We start from the raw sequence: 15,431 nt of genomic DNA, 5'->3' as shown, positions 1-15,431 counted from the left end.
AGGGCCGCCGCACTGGACGATCCGCAAAAGCTCCCGATGGCGTCAGGCGACGAGACGGCTCCCGAGGCGGCTCCCGGGCCCTTCACGATCTGCCGCGAGGACGAGCCGGTGCCGGCAGCGCTTCGCGGCGCCGTCGCCGGGATCGGCAATTTCGACGGGGTCCATCGTGGGCATCGCGCGCTGGTCGCGGCGGTGCGCGCCGCCGCCGACGAGACCGGGGTCCCGGCGGCGATCCTTACCTTCGAGCCGCATCCCCGAGCCTACTTCGCCCCCGACAAGCCGATGTTCCGCCTCACCGGCGTCGCCGCCCGCGAGATCGTCTTCCGGCGGCTCGGGCTCGACGGGGTGATCGTGCGCCGGTTCGACGCGGGCCTCGCCGGCACCGGGGCGCGCGACTTCGTCGATCGGCTGCTGCGCGACGACCTCGGCCTGTCGGGCGTCGTCGTCGGGCACGACTTCCATTTCGGGCGCGGGCGCGAGGGCACGCCGGCGATGCTGGCGGCCCTGTGCGCCGAGGTCGGCCTGTCGTGCCGCATCGTCGCGCCGGTGGCGCTCGGCACCGAGGCCGACCCGGTCTCGTCGAGCGCGATCCGGCGGGCGCTCGCCGAGGGCGAGGTGGCCCGCGCCAACGCGCTGCTCGGCTACCGCTGGTTCGTGATCGCCGCCGTGCGGCACGGCGACAAGCGCGGGCGCACGCTGGGCTATCCGACCGCCAACCTCGCGCTCTCGGACTGCGCCCTCGCCCACGGCATCTACGCGGTGCGCGTGCGCCTGCCCGACGGCACGATGCGGGACGGGGTGGCGAGCTACGGCCGCCGCCCGACCTTCGACGACGGCGCGCCGCTGCTCGAAGTCAACCTGTTCGGGTTCGCGGGCGACCTCTACGGGCAGGAGATCGCGGTCGAGCTCGTCGGCTTGATCCGCGGCGAGGAGCGATTCTCGAGCGCCGAGGCGCTGATCGCCCGCATGGACATCGATTCGGCCGAGGCGCGGGCGATGCTCGCCGCCGACCGGACGCCGTCGATGCTGGACTGACCGGCGTCAGGGCGCCGAAGCGAGCGCGAGCGCGGCGTGGCGCAGGTCCTTCGCGTCGTGGCCGCCGCTGACGGCGTAGGCCGAGTCGCCGGTGGTCCAGGCCAGCGTCGCGCCGTCGCCGGCATCGGCCACCTCGGTGGCGAGCCCGGCCGCGTGCACGAGCCCGGTCGCGCGGCGCCGAGTTGCGAACAGGGAAACCTCGCCGAGCTCGCCGGCCGCGAACGCCACCTCGATCCCGGTGCCGCTGCGGGCGGGAAACACCTGCACGTCGCGCACCGTCCAGCCCTCGGGGACGGCGGGCAGCGCGATGCCGGTCGCCGCCGAGAGCCGCGCCCGGTCGTAGGCCGGCACGCCCTGCGCGCCGATGCGGACGCGGAGCTGCGCCACCTGCCGGGCCTGTTGCGCGTCGGCGACGAGCGCCGGGTCGACCGGCGAGGCGAAGGTGTCGGGCACCCCGAACTGGCCGACCTCGCTGTGCGCGAGCCAGCCCGCGCCGACGAGCACGGCGATCGCCGCCGCCCGCTTGAAGCGCGACGCGACGCGGTTCCAGCGCAGCGACCGGTCGAGGCGGCGGGCGGCGATGCGCAGGCGGTCCGGCCCGGGGCCGGGCGACGGCGCGAAGGATTCGCGTAGAGCGTCGCGGTCGTGCATCTCGGCCATCACGCGGGCCGCCACGTCGGGGTTGCCCGCCAAGTACGCCTCCACGTCGAGGCGGCGCATCACGTCGAGCTGCCCGTCGACGAAGGCGATGAGGTCGGTGTCTGCAATCGGGTCGGTCATCGCGGGTTCGTCCTGTCGTCTCGTTCGCCGTCGTCTCGCTCCGCGCCGTCAGAAGTCGCCGACGGCGCGGCGGGCAAAGGGCGCATCGCCCGGCCCCTCGGTGCGGCCGTCCCGGGTCACGAGGCGCAGGCCCGGCCGCTCGGGCGCACGCGGTCGAGGCTCGTCGGCGCCCTTCCGCGCGGCGTTCTCCCGCGCGGCGCCCTCGCCCTCCTCGAAGGCGCGCAACGCCGCCCGGCCGCGGCCGAGGCGCGACATCAGCGTGCCGATCGGGATGCCGAGCACCGCCGCGGCGTCGGCATAGGCCATGCCTTCGAGGGTGACGAGATGGAGGGCGGCGCGCTGCTCCTCGGGGAGCGTCAGGAAGGCGCGGCGGATCTGGGCGAGGCGCACCTGCCCCTCCTGGGCCGGCAGCGCCACCTCCTCGTGCATCTGCACCAGCACATCGGCATGGCGCGTCTCGACGCGCTTGCGGCGCTGGTCGTCGATGAAGACGTTGTGCAGCACCGTCATCATCCAGGTGCGCAGGTTGGTGTTCGGCCGGAGGCTGCCTTCCGCCTCCAGCGCCCGCACGAGCGTGTCGTGCACAAGGTCGTCCGCCCGCAGGGTGTCGCGGGTGAGCGAGCGCGCATAGCGCCGCAACGGCACCAGGAGGTCGACGATGTCGGGGCGCTTGGTCTTGTCGGCGATCATGGAACGCTAACGGAGCGGCGCGCGGATTTAATCCGTCCGCGCGCCGGCGTGCCCGAAGGGTCGGGTGCGCCGGCGCACGCGGCCCGCCGCGCTCGGCTTACTGGTACGCCTGCTGCAGGTCGAGCGAGCAGTCGCGGCCGATCTTCTCGTAGTTCTCGGCGAGCCAGGCCTGCGCGGCGTGGCGGCCCTTGTCGCGCAGGCGCTGGAACACGCGCCAGCGCGCGTCGAGCTTGGAGCCGGCATTGTAGGCGTCGAGCGCGTCGGTGCCGTCGATGCGGTGGACCAGCACCCGCTGGTACTGGCCCTGGCCGAGCACGCCCTCCTCGATCAGCCCGTCTACGAAGTCGATCGCGCGCAGCTCGCGCATCAGGTTGGCGTTGAAGGTGATCTCGTTCAGCCGGTCCTGGATCTCCCGCTCGGTCCGCGGGGTCTCGCGGCGCTCGACCGGGTTGATCTGCACCAGGAGGATGTCGCGGGTCACGGCGCCGCGATGCAGGGGATAGAGTGGCGGGTTGCCGAGGTAGCCGCCGTCCCAGTAGGGCACGCCGTCGATCTCGACGGCCTGGAATACGGTCGGCAGGCAGGCCGAGGCCATCAGGTGGTCGACGGTGAGGCGCTCGCGCTCGAACACCGCGAGCTTACCGGTCCAGACGTTGGTGGCCGAGACGAAGACGCCGGCCGTGCTCGCCTCGCGCAGGCGCTCGAAATCGACCTGGGCGGCGAGCGCCTTGCGCAGCGGGTTGATGTTGAGCGGGTTCGAGACGTAGGGGCTCGGCGTCAGCACCTTCGACCAGAACTCGATCACCGGGTTGCCCTTCAGCGCGCCGAACATCCCGTGGAACAGGCTGCGCTGGCCCGGCGAGAAGTCGCCGTCGAGGCTGACCTCGCGCCAGAACCGCTCGAGCCCGGCGCGGGCGCCCTCGGGGCCGTCCTTCAGCCAGCCGTCGATCATCACCACGGCGTTCATCGCGCCGGCGCTCGCCCCGGTGACCGCCTCGAAGCCGAGGCGCCCGTCCTCGATCAGCGCGTCGAGGACGCCCCAGGTGAAGGCGCCGTGCGCGCCGCCGCCCTGCAGCGCCAGGGCGACGTTCTTCTCCGCCCGCGGCCCCGCGAGCACGTGATGCGAGGGGTGGGCGGAGGGACGGTCGGCGATGCCGTCGGAGACCGGCCCGGGCACGGCGGTGACCGGGTTGCCGGGCTCGGGACGATCGGTGCAGGGTTGCGAAGTCGGCGTCATCATCGCCTCAACATGGATTGTTGCGCTGCGGTATCAAAGGCCGCATCGCAGCATTTTTCTACGGACGCGGCGGCGGCGCAAGCGCGCCCGGTACGTCGCGGTTCCGCGAATCGGCGCGGTGGACGGCGGCGGCCCGGCAAGCGCGACGCGACCGGAGCGCGCGCGAGGTCCGGGGCGGGCGAGCACGATCCCGTTGGCGGACAACGCTTATCCGAGGCGGGGTCGGCACGATCGCACCGGGCCGTGGCCTGCGCGAACTCGACATCGCGGGGCGGATGCGACATGACACGCGCGGTGCAGACATGCATCGCCGCAGGATTGACGCGGTCCCGCGTCAATCGCAGCTAAACGATCGACCGTGCAAGCTGATGGCGTGCTGCGCGCAGCCGCCGGCCGATCGCGACGTCGCGAAACACAAGGCCTTGAACGAAGGTCCACGATGGAAGCCATGCAAGCCGCCAGCCTCGACCAGAACCCGCTCGCCGCGCAGGCCGCGGGCCTGACCGGACCGGAGATCGCCGGGCCGGCCCCGCGCCACCGCACCGTCGGGGTGCGCGTCGGCCAGGGCGAGGGCGCGGTGACCGTCGGCGGCGGCGCACCGGTCGTCGTCCAGTCGATGACCAACACCGACACCGCCGACATCGACGCCACGGTGGCGCAGGTCGCGCAGCTGGCGCGGGCCGGCTCGGAGCTGGTGCGCATCACCGTCGACCGCGACGAGGCCGCCGCCGCCGTCCCGAAGGTGCGCGAGCGCCTGGACCGCATCGGCTGCCACGTGCCGCTGGTCGGCGACTTCCACTACATCGGCCACAAGCTGCTCTCCGATCACCCGGCCTGCGCCGAGGCGCTGGCGAAGTACCGGATCAACCCGGGCAACGTCGGCTTCAAGGAGAAGAAGGACGTCCAGTTCTCGACGATCATCGAGCAGGCGATCCGCTACGGCAAGACGGTGCGCATCGGCGCGAACTGGGGCTCGCTCGACGAGGCGCTGCTCACCCACCTGATGGACGAGAACGCCCGGCTGCCCCGGCCGATCGACGCCCGCGCGGTGATGCGCGAGGCGATGGTGCAGTCGGCGCTGTCCTCGGCCGAGCGCGCCGTGGAGCTCGGCCTGCCGAAGGACCGCATCATCCTCTCCGCCAAGGTCTCGGCGGTGCAGGACCTGATCGCGGTCTACCGAGAGGTCGCGCGCCGCTCGGACTACGCGATCCACCTCGGGCTGACCGAGGCCGGCATGGGCTCGAAGGGCCTGGTCGCGGCGTCTGCCGCCATCGGCGTGCTGCTGCAGGAAGGCATCGGCGACACGATCCGCTACTCGCTGACGCCGGAGCCCGGCGGCGACCGCACCGTCGAGGTGAAGGCCAGCCAGGAACTGCTGCAGACCATGGGCTTCCGCACCTTCGTGCCGATGGTGGCGGCCTGCCCCGGCTGCGGCCGCACCACCTCGACCACGTTCCAGGAGCTCGCCCGCGACATCCAGAACTGGATCGTCACCTCGATGCCGGAGTGGAAGAAGACCTATCCGGGCGTCGAAGGCCTGAACGTCGCGGTGATGGGCTGCATCGTCAACGGCCCCGGCGAATCGAAGCATGCCGACATCGGCATCTCGCTCCCCGGCACCGGCGAGACCCCGACCGCGCCGGTCTTCATCGACGGCAAGAAGGCGATGACCTTGCGCGGCGCGACGCTGGCCAAGGACTTCGAGACGGTGGTGATCGACTACATCGAGCGCCGCTTCGGCCAGGGCGCCCGCAACGCCGCGGAGTAGCACCGCCGCGCCTCCCCCTCCCCCGCACCCCAGTCGGGCACACCCCGGCTTGGGCACATGTAAGGTGCGGGTCCCGGGCGAGCCCGAGACCGGTCGGGCGGAGGGACGCCCGTTCCCCGAAACCTCCCTGTTCCCGCCCGCACGGGGGCGTGATAGCAGGGCGCCGAGATTCCGTGAGCGGCAGGCCCAGCGGCCGCCGTGGCCCGGCATTCGCGTTCCCGGTCGCATCCTCCGGTGGGACCCTCGATGCGCCACACCGCGAAACGCCGTGCAGGCTTGATGAGCCTCGATCGCACCCGATGACCCAACCCGTGACACCGGGCGGCACCGCCGCTCAGCCCGACGCCGCGGGCGTCCAGCCCGCCGCGGACGGCCCGGCCCTGGCCGCGCCCGGCACCGTCGTGCACCCCGCCGGCGCCGTCGACCCGGCGGAGGGCCGGGCGCACGCCGCACCGGGCCTCTGGACGCTGGCCGTCGGCTCGGTCGGCGTGGTCTACGGCGACATCGGCACCAGCCCGCTCTACGCCTTCCGCGAGGCGCTGGTGCCGGCCCGCTACGACAACATCCTGCTGGCGGAGGAGGTGCTCGGCACCGCCTCGCTGATCCTGTGGGCGCTGTTCCTGATCGTGACGGTGAAGTACGTCGCGATCCTGCTGCGCATGGACAACAACGGCGAGGGCGGCATCCTCTCGCTGATGGCGCTGGCGCGGAAGGCGCTCGGCGGATCGCGGATCGTGTTCGCGCTGGGCCTGCTCGGCGCGGCGCTGTTCTACGGCGATGCGGTGATCACCCCGGCGATCTCGGTGCTGTCGGCGGTGGAGGGGCTGAAGCTCGTCACCCCGGCCTTCGAGGGCTCGGTGCTGCCGATCACCGTGGCGATCATCCTCGCGCTGTTCCTGGTGCAGAGCCGCGGCACCAGCAAGGTCGCGGCCTTCTTCGGGCCGGTGATGGTGCTGTGGTTCCTGGCGCTGGCGCTCGCCGCCGTGCCGCACATCGTCGGAAACCTCACGGTCTTCAAGGCGCTGAACCCGTGGTACGCCGTGCATTACCTGCTCGGCCACGGCACCGGCGCCCTCGTCGCCCTCGGCGCGGTCTTCCTCGCCGTCACCGGCGCGGAGGCGCTGTTCGCCGACCTCGGCCATTTCGGCCGGCGGCCGATCCAGATCGCGTGGCTCGGCCTCGTCTTCCCGTCGCTGGCCCTGAACTATCTCGGCCAGGCGGCCCTGGTGCTGGAAAAGCCCGAGACCACCGATCCGTTCTTCCAGCTGTTTCCCGAATGGGCGCTGCTGCCGATGGTGATCCTGGCGACGCTCGCCACCGTCACCGCGAGCCAGGCGGTCATCACCGGGGCGTTCTCCCTGTCCCGGCAGGCGATCCAGCTCGGCCTGCTGCCGCGGCTCGAGATCCGCCACACCTCCGAATCGCATTCGGGGCAGATCTTCCTGCCGCAGATCAACGGCCTGCTGATGATCGGCGTCGTGGTGCTGGCGGTGGTGTTCCGCTCGTCCTCGGCCCTGGCCTCGGCCTACGGCATCGCGGTCACCGGCACGATGCTGCTCACCGCGAGCATGACCTTCCTCGTGGTCTGGCGGCTGTGGCACTGGTCGCCCGTGGCGGCGGCCGCCCTGATGCTGCCGTTCATCGTGATCGAGTTCCTGTTCCTGCTCTCGAATCTGCTCAAGGTGTTCGAGGGCGGCTACGTGCCCCTGCTGCTCGCCGCCGGCCTGATCGTGCTGATGTGGACCTGGGTGCGGGGCGTCACGATCCTGTTCAACAAGACCCGCAAGACCGACGTGCCGATCCTCGAGCTCGTCGGCATGCTGGAGAAGAGCCCGCCGCACCACGTGCGCGGCACCGCGGTGTTCCTGACGAGCGATCCCGAGATCGCGCCGGCGGCCCTCCTGCACAACCTCAAGCACAACAAGGTGCTGCACGAGAAGAACGTCATCCTCACGGTCGAGACCGTCGACACCCCCCGCGCCAACGGGCCGGACCGGGTGCGGCTGGAGCCGATCGGGCCGGGCTTCTACAAGGTCGTGATGAAGTTCGGCTACATGGAGACGCCGAACATCCCAAAAACCCTTGTGCTGCTGCGCAAGGAGGGCTTCAAGTTCGACATCATGGCGACGTCGTTCTTCCTGTCGCGCCGCTCGATCCGCCCGGCCGCCCATTCCGGGATGCCGCTGTGGCAGGACCGGATCTTCATCACGCTCGCCAAGAACGCCAACGACGCGACGGACTTCTTCCAGATCCCCACGGGCCGGGTCGTGGAGGTGGGGACGCAGGTCACGGTCTGAGGCGCCCCACTTCCAGGCCAGCCGGGATGGCGGCGCGCATCGTCGCTCGATGTCACAGGCGTTCGACGGGCACGCCCACGGCCGCACCCGCCTCTGCGCGGCGCGTGTCGAGGGTCGCGAGCGTCAGGCCGGCATCGGCGGCGATCGCCCGATGAAGCGCATCTCCAGCGCGAAAGCCGGGATGGGTCTGGTCCGCGAAGCGTGCCGCCGTCCGAAACGTCCTCTCGTCGATCGGCAGCATCACGAGCGACGTAGCCGTCAGGCGCGTGAACGCCGACGGGGCCACCGAACGATGCTGCGAATCGATCGTGCCCGTGCGGAACTTGATCGAGAGCGGTGCCGAGAACTCGGTGGCGACCCAGGCACTGATGGCGAGGTCCCCGCCTGCCCAGGCGGTGGGCCAAGCCTGCATCCGGGCGGTTTCCCGCTCCTCGGTCTACGCCGCGACCGAGACCGACGTATCGAGATACGGCATCAGTACCGTTCGTCGTCCCGCATCGCGCGCACAAACGTCGCGGCACCCTCCGGCTGCAGCGGCATCGCGGCGGTGACGGCCCTGAGGGTCGTCATATCGATCGGCCGCTTCGGTCCCGGCATGGCACTGTGTCGTGCCACCTCGCGCCCGCGACGCGTGACGACAGCGGCTTCGCCGGCGACCACTCGGTCGACGAGCGCGCTGAGTCGCGCCGTTGCCTCTGCCAAGCTCACCGTTTCCATCGCCCTCAATGCCCATCGAGCTGGTCATCGTAGGTGGCGGATCAGGATTCGGCTATCCGCCCGTTCCCTCCTATGCGTGCGTGCGCCAACGCACACGGCATGCCCCAGGCGCCGGGCTCGGGCCGCGTGCGGTCGTTTGCCCGCGTTGCACCGCGCAGCAGGCATGCCGTAGATTGAATTCATTCTGAGAACGACATGCGGACCCGGGGGGCGTCGCGGCACGGGTGGCCTTCGCGTCGCCCGGGCCGTCGCGCCGTCCCGGTGCGATCCGCATTCACACAGGACGTTTGCGAATGATCAAACTGACGGTGAACGGAGCGCCACGCAGCTTCGACGGCGACCCCGACATGCCGCTGCTGTGGTACCTGCGCGACGAGCTCGGCCTGGTCGGCACCAAGTTCGGCTGCGGCCAGTCGCTGTGCGGCGCCTGCACGATCCACCTCGGCGGCACCGCGACCCGCTCCTGCACCACCCCGATCTCGGCCGCGGCCGACCAGGAGGTGACGACCATCGAGGGGCTTTCCCCCGACGGCAACCATCCGGTGCAGGTGGCCTGGCGCGACCTCAACGTGGCGCAGTGCGGCTACTGTCAGTGCGGCCAGATCATGCAGGCGGCCTCGCTCCTGAAGGATACGCCGAAGCCGACCGACGCGCAGATCGACGAGCAGATGAGCGGCAACATCTGCCGCTGCGGCACCTACCCGCGCATCCGCGCCGCGATCCACCAGGCCGCCGGTCAGGCGCCCGCCAGCAAGGGAGAGCGCCTGTGATCCATGACGCAAAGATGATAGCCGACCTCGCCGCCGAGGCGCCGACCCGGCCGACCCTGATCGCCAACGTCAGCCGCCGCGCCATCCTCGGCGGGCTCGGCGCCTTCGTGCTCGCGGTGAACCTACGCGACACCGCCAAGGCCGAGACCAAGGCCCAGGAGCCGGCGAAGTTCGGCGCCGACGGCATGCCGCACGGCTGGCGCGACGACCCGAAGATCTTCGTGGCGATCGCCGCCGACGGCCGCGTGACCGTGACCAACCACCGCTCCGACATGGGCCAGGGCGTGCGCACCTCGGTCGCCTTCGTCGTCGCCGACGAGCTGGAGGCCGACTGGTCGAAGGTCGGCGTGGTGCAGGCTTGGGGCGACGAGGAGCGCTTCGGCAACCAGGACACCGACGGCTCGCGCAGCTTGCGCCACTTCTTCCAGCACTTCCGCCACGCGGGCGCGGCGGCCAAGCTGATGCTGATCCAGGCGGCGGCCAAGCAGTGGAACGTGCCGGCCTCCGAGGTGACGGCCGAGAACCACGTGCTGACGCATGCCAAGTCGAAGCGCACGCTCGGCTACGGCGACGTCGCGGCGATCGCGGCGGAGCTGCCCGTGCCGGCCCGCGAGAGCGTGGCGCTGAAGGACCCCAAGGCCTTCCGCTACATCGGTAAGGGCCAGATCGGCATCATCGACAACCGCGACATCACCACCGGCAAGGCGGTCTACGGCCTCGACACGAAGCGCGAGGGCATGCTGTACGCGCTGGTCGCGCGCCCGGCGGTCTACGGCGGCAAGGTCGTGAGCTTCGACGATACCGAGACCCGGAAGGTCCCCGGCGTCGTGAAGGTGTTCAAGATCGACGGCGGCGAGATCCCCTCGGAGTTCATGCCGCTCGGCGGCGTCGCGGTGGTGGCCAAGAACACCTGGGCGGCGATGAAGGGCCGCGAGGCGCTGAAGATCGTCTGGGACGACGGCCCGAACGCCGGCTACGACACCGACGCGTTCCGCACCGAGCTCGAGAAGGCGGCGCGCGCGCCCGGCAAGGTCGTGCGCAACCAGGGCGACGTCGACGGGGCGATGGCCAAGGCCAAGACCAAGCTGACGGCCGACTACTTCGTGCCCCACCTCGTCCAGGCTCCGATGGAGCCGCCGGCGGCTGTGGCGCAGGTGAAGGACGGCGCGTGCGAGGCCTGGGCCTGCACGCAAGGGCCGCAGGCGGCGCACGACCGGCTGGTCAAGGCGCTGGGGCTTCCCGCCGACAAGGTTCGGGTGAACGTGACGCTGCTCGGCGGCGGCTTCGGCCGCAAGTCGAAGCCCGACTACGTGGTCGAGGCCGCGCTCTGCTCGCGCGAGGTCGGCGGCGCGCCGGTGAAGCTCACCTGGACCCGTGAGGACGACATCCACCACGGCTACTATCACACCATCTCGGCCGAGCACCTCGAAGCGGGCCTGGACGACAAGGGCATGCCGGTGGCCTGGCTCCACCGCTCGGCGGCGCCGACGATCGGCTCGATCTTCGCGCCCGATCCGAAGCACGAGCTGCCGTTCGAGCTCGGCATGGGCCTGGTCAACACGCCGTTCGCGGTGCCGAACATCCGGCTGGAGAACCCGGAGGCGGCCGCCCACGTGCGGATCGGCTGGTTCCGCTCGGTCTCGAACATCCCGCACGCCTTCGCGATCCAATCGTTCGTCGCCGAGCTGGCGCACGCGGCGGGGCGCGACGCGAAGGACTACCTGCTCGACCTGATCGGCCCGGCGCGCAAGATCGATCCCACCTCGATCGGCGATGTCTGGAACCACGGCGAGGATCCCAAGCTGTACCCGATCGACACCGGGCGCCTGCGCCGGGTGATCGAGACGGCGGCCGGTGGCGCCGGCTGGGGCCGCAAGCTCGAGAAGGGCCGGGGCCTCGGGATCGCGGGGCATTACAGCTTCGTCACCCACACCGCGGTCGCGGCGGAGGTCGAAGTCGACCCGAAGGGCGGCGTGAAGGTCGTCGCGGTCGACATCGCGATCGATTGCGGGCCGCAGGTGAACCCGGAGCGCATCCGCTCGCAGATGGAAGGCGCCGTGGTGATGGGGATGGGACTCGCGCTCACCTCCGAGATCACCTTCAAGAACGGCCGGGCGCAGCAGAACAACTTCGACGGCTACGAGATCATCCGGATCGACGCCGCGCCGAAGGTGATCCGCGTGCACCTCGTCAACTCGGGCACCTGGGACGGGCCGCTCGGCGGCGTCGGCGAGCCCGGCGTTCCGCCGGTGGCGCCGGCGATCGCCAACGCGGTGTTCGCGGCCACCGGCCGCCGCGTGCGGCAGCTGCCGATCCGCGACCAGCTCAGCGCCTAAGCCAAGGAAGCCGCGCCTCCCGCCGGCGCGGCGACGGACCGGACGACCGAGGGGCCCCTCTTCCACCGGAAGAGCGGGCCCCTCGGCATTTTGCGAAAAGCTCCGTGTCCGAGGCTTCTGTTTTCCGCGACGTCGCGTTTCGGCGGAGCCTTGCCGGTGGATGCCGCGTTTCCGTCACGAAGCCACCGGGATCGTCCTGTCGGTCCCCTCTCGGCTCCCAACCACCGGAGATCTCATTCGATGACGCGTCCTGCGTACCTCGCCACCCTGCTCGCCGTGTCCGCGCTCGCGGCGCCCGGCCTGATCGGGCCGGCTTCGGCCTCGCCCTGCTCGGATCGGATCGCCGGGCTGGAGAAGCGGGTGAAGGCGGAGTCGACCGAGGCGATCTCGGCCTCGACCAGCGGCCAGGGCGCCGCGGCCAAGCGCGGCGGCGAGGGCGTGACCGGCACGGAAGGCAACGCGCCCGGCCAGTCGCCGCAGGCCCCGCCGGAGAAGTCGGCCGAGGCCGGAAAGGGCGGCGACGCCGCCCAGCAGGCCAAGGTGGCGCTCGACGAGGCCCGCACCGCCGACGGCAAGGGCGACGCCAAGGCCTGCGAGGCGGCGTTGACCCGCGCCGAGGCGCAGCTCAAGGCGGCGCCGTAAGCACGAGCCTCCGCCGGATGCGCGAGCCTCCGCCGTCGTCCGTCGGATGCGGGGGCCGGTGGAGGCTCGGTTGGGTTCGCGCGCCGGATCGGAAGGACCCATGTGGGGCGGAGCCGGTCGGGCGCGGACGTGCGGCGGGCTGAAAAAAACCGTTTGCGGCGACGACGCCGGCGACGGCGAAACGGTTTGCGAAACGGTCGGTCGCGGCGAAACGATCGTGGGTCGGGGGCGGAGACCGTGTCCTCGCCCCGCGGAGGCTTCGTCAGGCCATCGCGTCGAAGGCTAAGCGGGCGGAGGCGGCGCCGAGGGCGTGCGCGTTGCCGTTGAGCCCGGCGCAGAGGTCGTCGATCTCGGCGACGTCGAGGGCCTCGCCGGTCTCGGCGGCGATGGCGTCGATGAGGTGATCCTGGCGGGGGTCGAACGGATGACCCTGCATCCGGTAGAACTGGTAATAGCGCAGGGCCGCCAGGACGGTGTCGCGCTCGCGGGCCGTGACCGTGAAGTTCTGCATGGGCTTTTGGCTCCCGTGTGGCTTCATCGAACGCCGGTACGTGCCGCGGCAACCGCACCAAGCTTGTCCATTGTACGCACAGCGCCGTGAGCGTCCATGTCTTGACACGGCGATCCTGCGTGATTCGGCCGAGAAAGTCCGATTGCGCGCAAGCGGATATTGAGTTTCCGAACGCAATTCCCGTGGTTTTTCAAACCTGTGCGGTCGCAGCCTGCGTTATTCTGCAGGTGTTCCTGCGCCATTGCATCGGATCACGATGTGAGAGTAGCGAGGAAGGCCGGCACCGTCTCGCTGGCCGGGCCGTAGCGGGCCTCGTCGAACGCGTCCGCGTTGTCGGAGGGCTCGGCGTTCAGCTCGCAGGTCGGGATGTTCCGCGCCTGCGCCAGCCGCACGTAGCCGGCCGCCGGGTAGACCGCCCCCGAGGTACCGATCGCGACGAACAGGTCCGCCGCCGACAGCGCCGCCTGGATCGCGTCGAGGTGGTGGGGCATCTCGCCGAACCACACCACGTTGGGCCGCGACGTGCCGACCGTCGAGCACAGCGGGCAGGCATCGGCGAGGTCGAGGTCGCCGGGACAGGGAAAAGTGCCGGCGCAGGCGGTGCAGCGGCCCTTCAGCAGCTCGCCATGCATGTGGACGACGGCACGCGAGCCCGCCCGCTCGTGCAGGTCGTCGACGTTCTGGGTGCACAGGAACAGCCGCCCGCCGCGCTCCGTCAGCGCCGCCTCGGCCTGCGCGAGCGCGACGTGGGCCGGGTTCGGCGCGGCCGCGACCGCCCCGCGCCGGCGCAGGTTGTAGAAGTCCAGGACGGTGCCGGGGTCGGCCGCGAAGGCCTCGGGCGTCGCGAGCCGCATCGGATCGAACCGCGCCCACATCCCGCCGCGGTCGCGGAACGTGCCGAGCCCGCTCTCGGCCGAGACGCCGGCTCCGGTGAGGACGAAGACGGTCTTCGGAAAGGGCGCACGCAGGGGCATGGGCGCGAGCCTACACCCGCCCGGCGCCGACCGCCCATCGGAATTCGGCGCCGGGCAGGTCGAAGCTGCGGGCCGGCGCGGCGAGGCTCGGCGGAGGGGCCGGCGCGGCGTCCCGCCGGGCGATGCGGCCCGAGCCGATCAGCCGAGCTATACCGCGCCGATGCGCATCCTCGGCCGCCTTCTCCTCGGCTCCCTCGCCCTGCTCCTCGCGATCCCGAGCGGCGGCGCGATCCTGCTCATGGCGCTCGTGCTCGATCCGGTGGCGAGCGTCTGGCTGACGAAAGGCGCGCTCGCCGGGCTCGATGCCGGCCTGTCGGACCTCGCCGCCGGCCTGCCGCCGGAGAGCTTCGCGTGGGTCCTCGCGGGGCTGGCGAAGGCGTCCTTCGTGCTGCTCGCGGTGCCGCCGGCCCTGGTGGCGCTGGTCGGCGAGACCCTGCGCTGGCGCGGCCTGCTCTGGTACGGCGCCGGGTGCGGCCTGATCACCGCCGCCCTGCCCTGGCTCGCGCGCGGGGCCGTGCACCCCGGCGGCACGGCGCTCGCGGCGGAGGCGCGGGTCACCGCGATCCTGTTCCTCGCCGGCGCCGGTGCCGGGCTCGTGTACTGGCTGATCGCCGGGCGAAGCGCCGGGCGGCCCCCGACGCGGGCGTGACGTTTCTGCGACACGGGCGCGCTTCGGGGCGGCCCGGCGGGATGCTTCGGATGCGTCGAACCGTCGAACCCCGGTCGGCCCGCCCAGGATCCCCCTGGCGGCGACGAGGGACGAACGATGATCGCACGCCGCCCGTGGACGACCCGGACCGCCCTCGCCCTGCTCGCGGCCCTCCTGCCCGGCGGCCCCGCCTGGGCCGGCTCGGCGGCGCAGCCGGGCCAGACCGTCGGCCTGCCGGTGGGGGCGCAACTGCCGGTCGGGTTCTATTTCGTGAACCTGTCGAGCTTCGGCGTCCGCGACACGCGGCCCCTGGACTCGGAATCGAACGTCAACCTGCCGACCTTCGCCTGGGCGACGCCGTGGACGATCGCCGACGCGCGGCTGCAGTTCTTCGTCACGCAGCCGGTGGTCGCCTCGAGCGGGCGCGGCGCGCCCTACCAGAGCGGCGTCGGGCAGCCGCTGCTCGCGGCGCAGCTCGCCTGGGACCTCGGAAACGACCTCGGGTTCAGCTACCTGTTCGGCGGCTACCTGCCGATCGAGACCCGCTTCCTGACGCAGTCGGCCTCGATCACCCAGCGCTTCGCGGTCAGCTACACCGGCAACGGCTGGAACCTGACCGCCAACCTGCTGCACGGGATCTTCATCGACGACCGCTCGCCCACGGGCACGCTCTACCCGGACTACCTCAACCTCGACCTCACCGCGACGAGGAAGCTCGGCCAGTGGCAGGTCGGCGCCGTGGCCTTCGGCTCGACCGACCTGCCGACCGGGGTCGGCAGCGACCGGCCCCAGGGGCAGATCGCGGTGGGCGGCCTCGTCGGCTACAATTTCGGCCCGGTGAACCTGCAGGCCTACCTCACGCGCGACGTGGTCGAGCGCAACTACGGCGGCCGGGAGACCCGCGGCTGGCTGCGCGCGATCGTGCCGCTCTACCAGGACAAGGGCGAGGTGGAGCCGAACCGCACGCTGGTGACGCGGCGCCAGGGCGAATGACCGGCGCCTGCCGGACGGTCGCGGCCGTGCTA

The 15,431-nt window shown here is 71.7% G+C and carries 15 protein-coding genes; 8 read left to right on the top strand and 7 right to left on the bottom strand.

Annotated features, from left to right (window positions below; all coding sequences use genetic code 11):
• Positions 1–36 precede the first annotated feature (36 nt).
• Positions 37–1,035, top strand: a complete 999-nt coding sequence (locus MKK68_RS23580; RefSeq protein WP_244033076.1) for a bifunctional riboflavin kinase/FAD synthetase — start codon at positions 37–39, stop codon at positions 1,033–1,035.
• A 6-nt stretch (positions 1,036–1,041) separates the two neighbouring features.
• On the opposite strand, the gene MKK68_RS23575 is transcribed toward MKK68_RS23580, so the two are convergent.
• From MKK68_RS23575 to MKK68_RS23565, 3 genes are all read right to left on the bottom strand, one after another.
• Complete coding sequence (locus MKK68_RS23575) at positions 1,042–1,815, bottom strand: anti-sigma factor family protein (RefSeq protein WP_147843668.1); 774 nt, start codon at positions 1,813–1,815, stop codon at positions 1,042–1,044.
• Between the two features lie 48 nt (positions 1,816–1,863).
• Entirely contained in the window at positions 1,864–2,505 is a 642-nt protein-coding gene (locus MKK68_RS23570) for a sigma-70 family RNA polymerase sigma factor (RefSeq protein ID WP_147843667.1), read from the bottom strand.
• Between the two features lie 97 nt (positions 2,506–2,602).
• Positions 2,603–3,745 carry a patatin-like phospholipase family protein gene (locus tag MKK68_RS23565; protein WP_147729027.1) on the bottom strand — a complete coding sequence of 381 codons (1,143 nt, stop codon included), beginning with the start codon at positions 3,743–3,745 and terminating at the stop codon, positions 2,603–2,605.
• Between the two features lie 445 nt (positions 3,746–4,190).
• On the opposite strand from MKK68_RS23565, the gene ispG reads away from it, so the two are divergent.
• Positions 4,191–5,510: a flavodoxin-dependent (E)-4-hydroxy-3-methylbut-2-enyl-diphosphate synthase gene (gene ispG, locus MKK68_RS23560; RefSeq protein WP_147729028.1), complete on the top strand. Its 1,320-nt coding sequence runs from the start codon at positions 4,191–4,193 to the stop codon at positions 5,508–5,510.
• Positions 5,511–5,809: 299 nt separating this feature from the next.
• Positions 5,810–7,807, top strand: coding sequence for a potassium transporter Kup (locus MKK68_RS23555; RefSeq protein WP_243932687.1), 1,998 nt, complete (start codon positions 5,810–5,812; stop codon positions 7,805–7,807).
• Positions 7,808–7,859: 52 nt separating this feature from the next.
• On the opposite strand, the gene MKK68_RS23550 is transcribed toward MKK68_RS23555, so the two are convergent.
• Both MKK68_RS23550 and MKK68_RS23545 read right to left on the bottom strand, forming a co-directional pair.
• Positions 7,860–8,219, bottom strand: coding sequence for a type II toxin-antitoxin system VapC family toxin (locus MKK68_RS23550; protein ID WP_244033075.1), 360 nt, complete (start codon positions 8,217–8,219; stop codon positions 7,860–7,862).
• A 62-nt stretch (positions 8,220–8,281) separates the two neighbouring features.
• Complete coding sequence (locus MKK68_RS23545) at positions 8,282–8,524, bottom strand: type II toxin-antitoxin system Phd/YefM family antitoxin (protein WP_244033074.1); 243 nt, start codon at positions 8,522–8,524, stop codon at positions 8,282–8,284.
• 293 nt (positions 8,525–8,817) lie between these two features.
• Between MKK68_RS23545 and MKK68_RS23540 the strand changes: the two genes are divergently transcribed.
• The 3 genes from MKK68_RS23540 (at position 8,818) to MKK68_RS23530 (ending at position 12,272) form a co-directional block, all read left to right on the top strand.
• Positions 8,818–9,294 (top strand): (2Fe-2S)-binding protein, encoded by a 477-nt coding sequence (locus tag MKK68_RS23540; RefSeq protein ID WP_147728433.1) that lies wholly within the window; start codon positions 8,818–8,820, stop codon positions 9,292–9,294.
• Complete coding sequence (locus tag MKK68_RS23535; RefSeq protein ID WP_244033073.1) at positions 9,291–11,630, top strand: xanthine dehydrogenase family protein molybdopterin-binding subunit; 2,340 nt, start codon at positions 9,291–9,293, stop codon at positions 11,628–11,630. Before MKK68_RS23540 ends, MKK68_RS23535 begins: the two co-directional genes overlap by 4 nt.
• A gap of 240 nt (positions 11,631–11,870) precedes the next feature.
• A complete protein-coding gene (locus tag MKK68_RS23530; RefSeq protein WP_147859714.1) occupies positions 11,871–12,272 on the top strand; it encodes a hypothetical protein in 402 nt (133 codons plus the stop codon).
• A 262-nt stretch (positions 12,273–12,534) separates the two neighbouring features.
• Here MKK68_RS23530 and MKK68_RS23525 read toward each other — a convergent pair whose 3' ends face one another.
• On the bottom strand, positions 12,535–12,783 hold the full coding sequence (locus MKK68_RS23525; protein ID WP_147843828.1) for a hypothetical protein: 249 nt from the start codon (positions 12,781–12,783) through the stop codon (positions 12,535–12,537).
• A gap of 251 nt (positions 12,784–13,034) precedes the next feature.
• Positions 13,035–13,757: an SIR2 family NAD-dependent protein deacylase gene (locus MKK68_RS23520; protein WP_244033072.1), complete on the bottom strand. Its 723-nt coding sequence runs from the start codon at positions 13,755–13,757 to the stop codon at positions 13,035–13,037.
• Positions 13,758–13,917: 160 nt separating this feature from the next.
• On the opposite strand from MKK68_RS23520, the gene MKK68_RS23515 reads away from it, so the two are divergent.
• Both MKK68_RS23515 and MKK68_RS23510 read left to right on the top strand, forming a co-directional pair.
• Positions 13,918–14,406: a hypothetical protein gene (locus MKK68_RS23515; RefSeq protein ID WP_243932696.1), complete on the top strand. Its 489-nt coding sequence runs from the start codon at positions 13,918–13,920 to the stop codon at positions 14,404–14,406.
• A gap of 117 nt (positions 14,407–14,523) precedes the next feature.
• Complete coding sequence (locus tag MKK68_RS23510; protein WP_244033071.1) at positions 14,524–15,399, top strand: transporter; 876 nt, start codon at positions 14,524–14,526, stop codon at positions 15,397–15,399.
• Positions 15,400–15,431 lie beyond the last annotated feature (32 nt).

The sequence above is a fragment of the Methylobacterium sp. E-016 genome (assembly GCF_022829745.1).
Taxonomy (GTDB): Bacteria; Pseudomonadota; Alphaproteobacteria; order Rhizobiales; family Beijerinckiaceae; genus Methylobacterium.
Note: the sequence above shows the minus strand (reverse complement) of the source record. Positions and strands in the feature narration are given on the sequence as shown.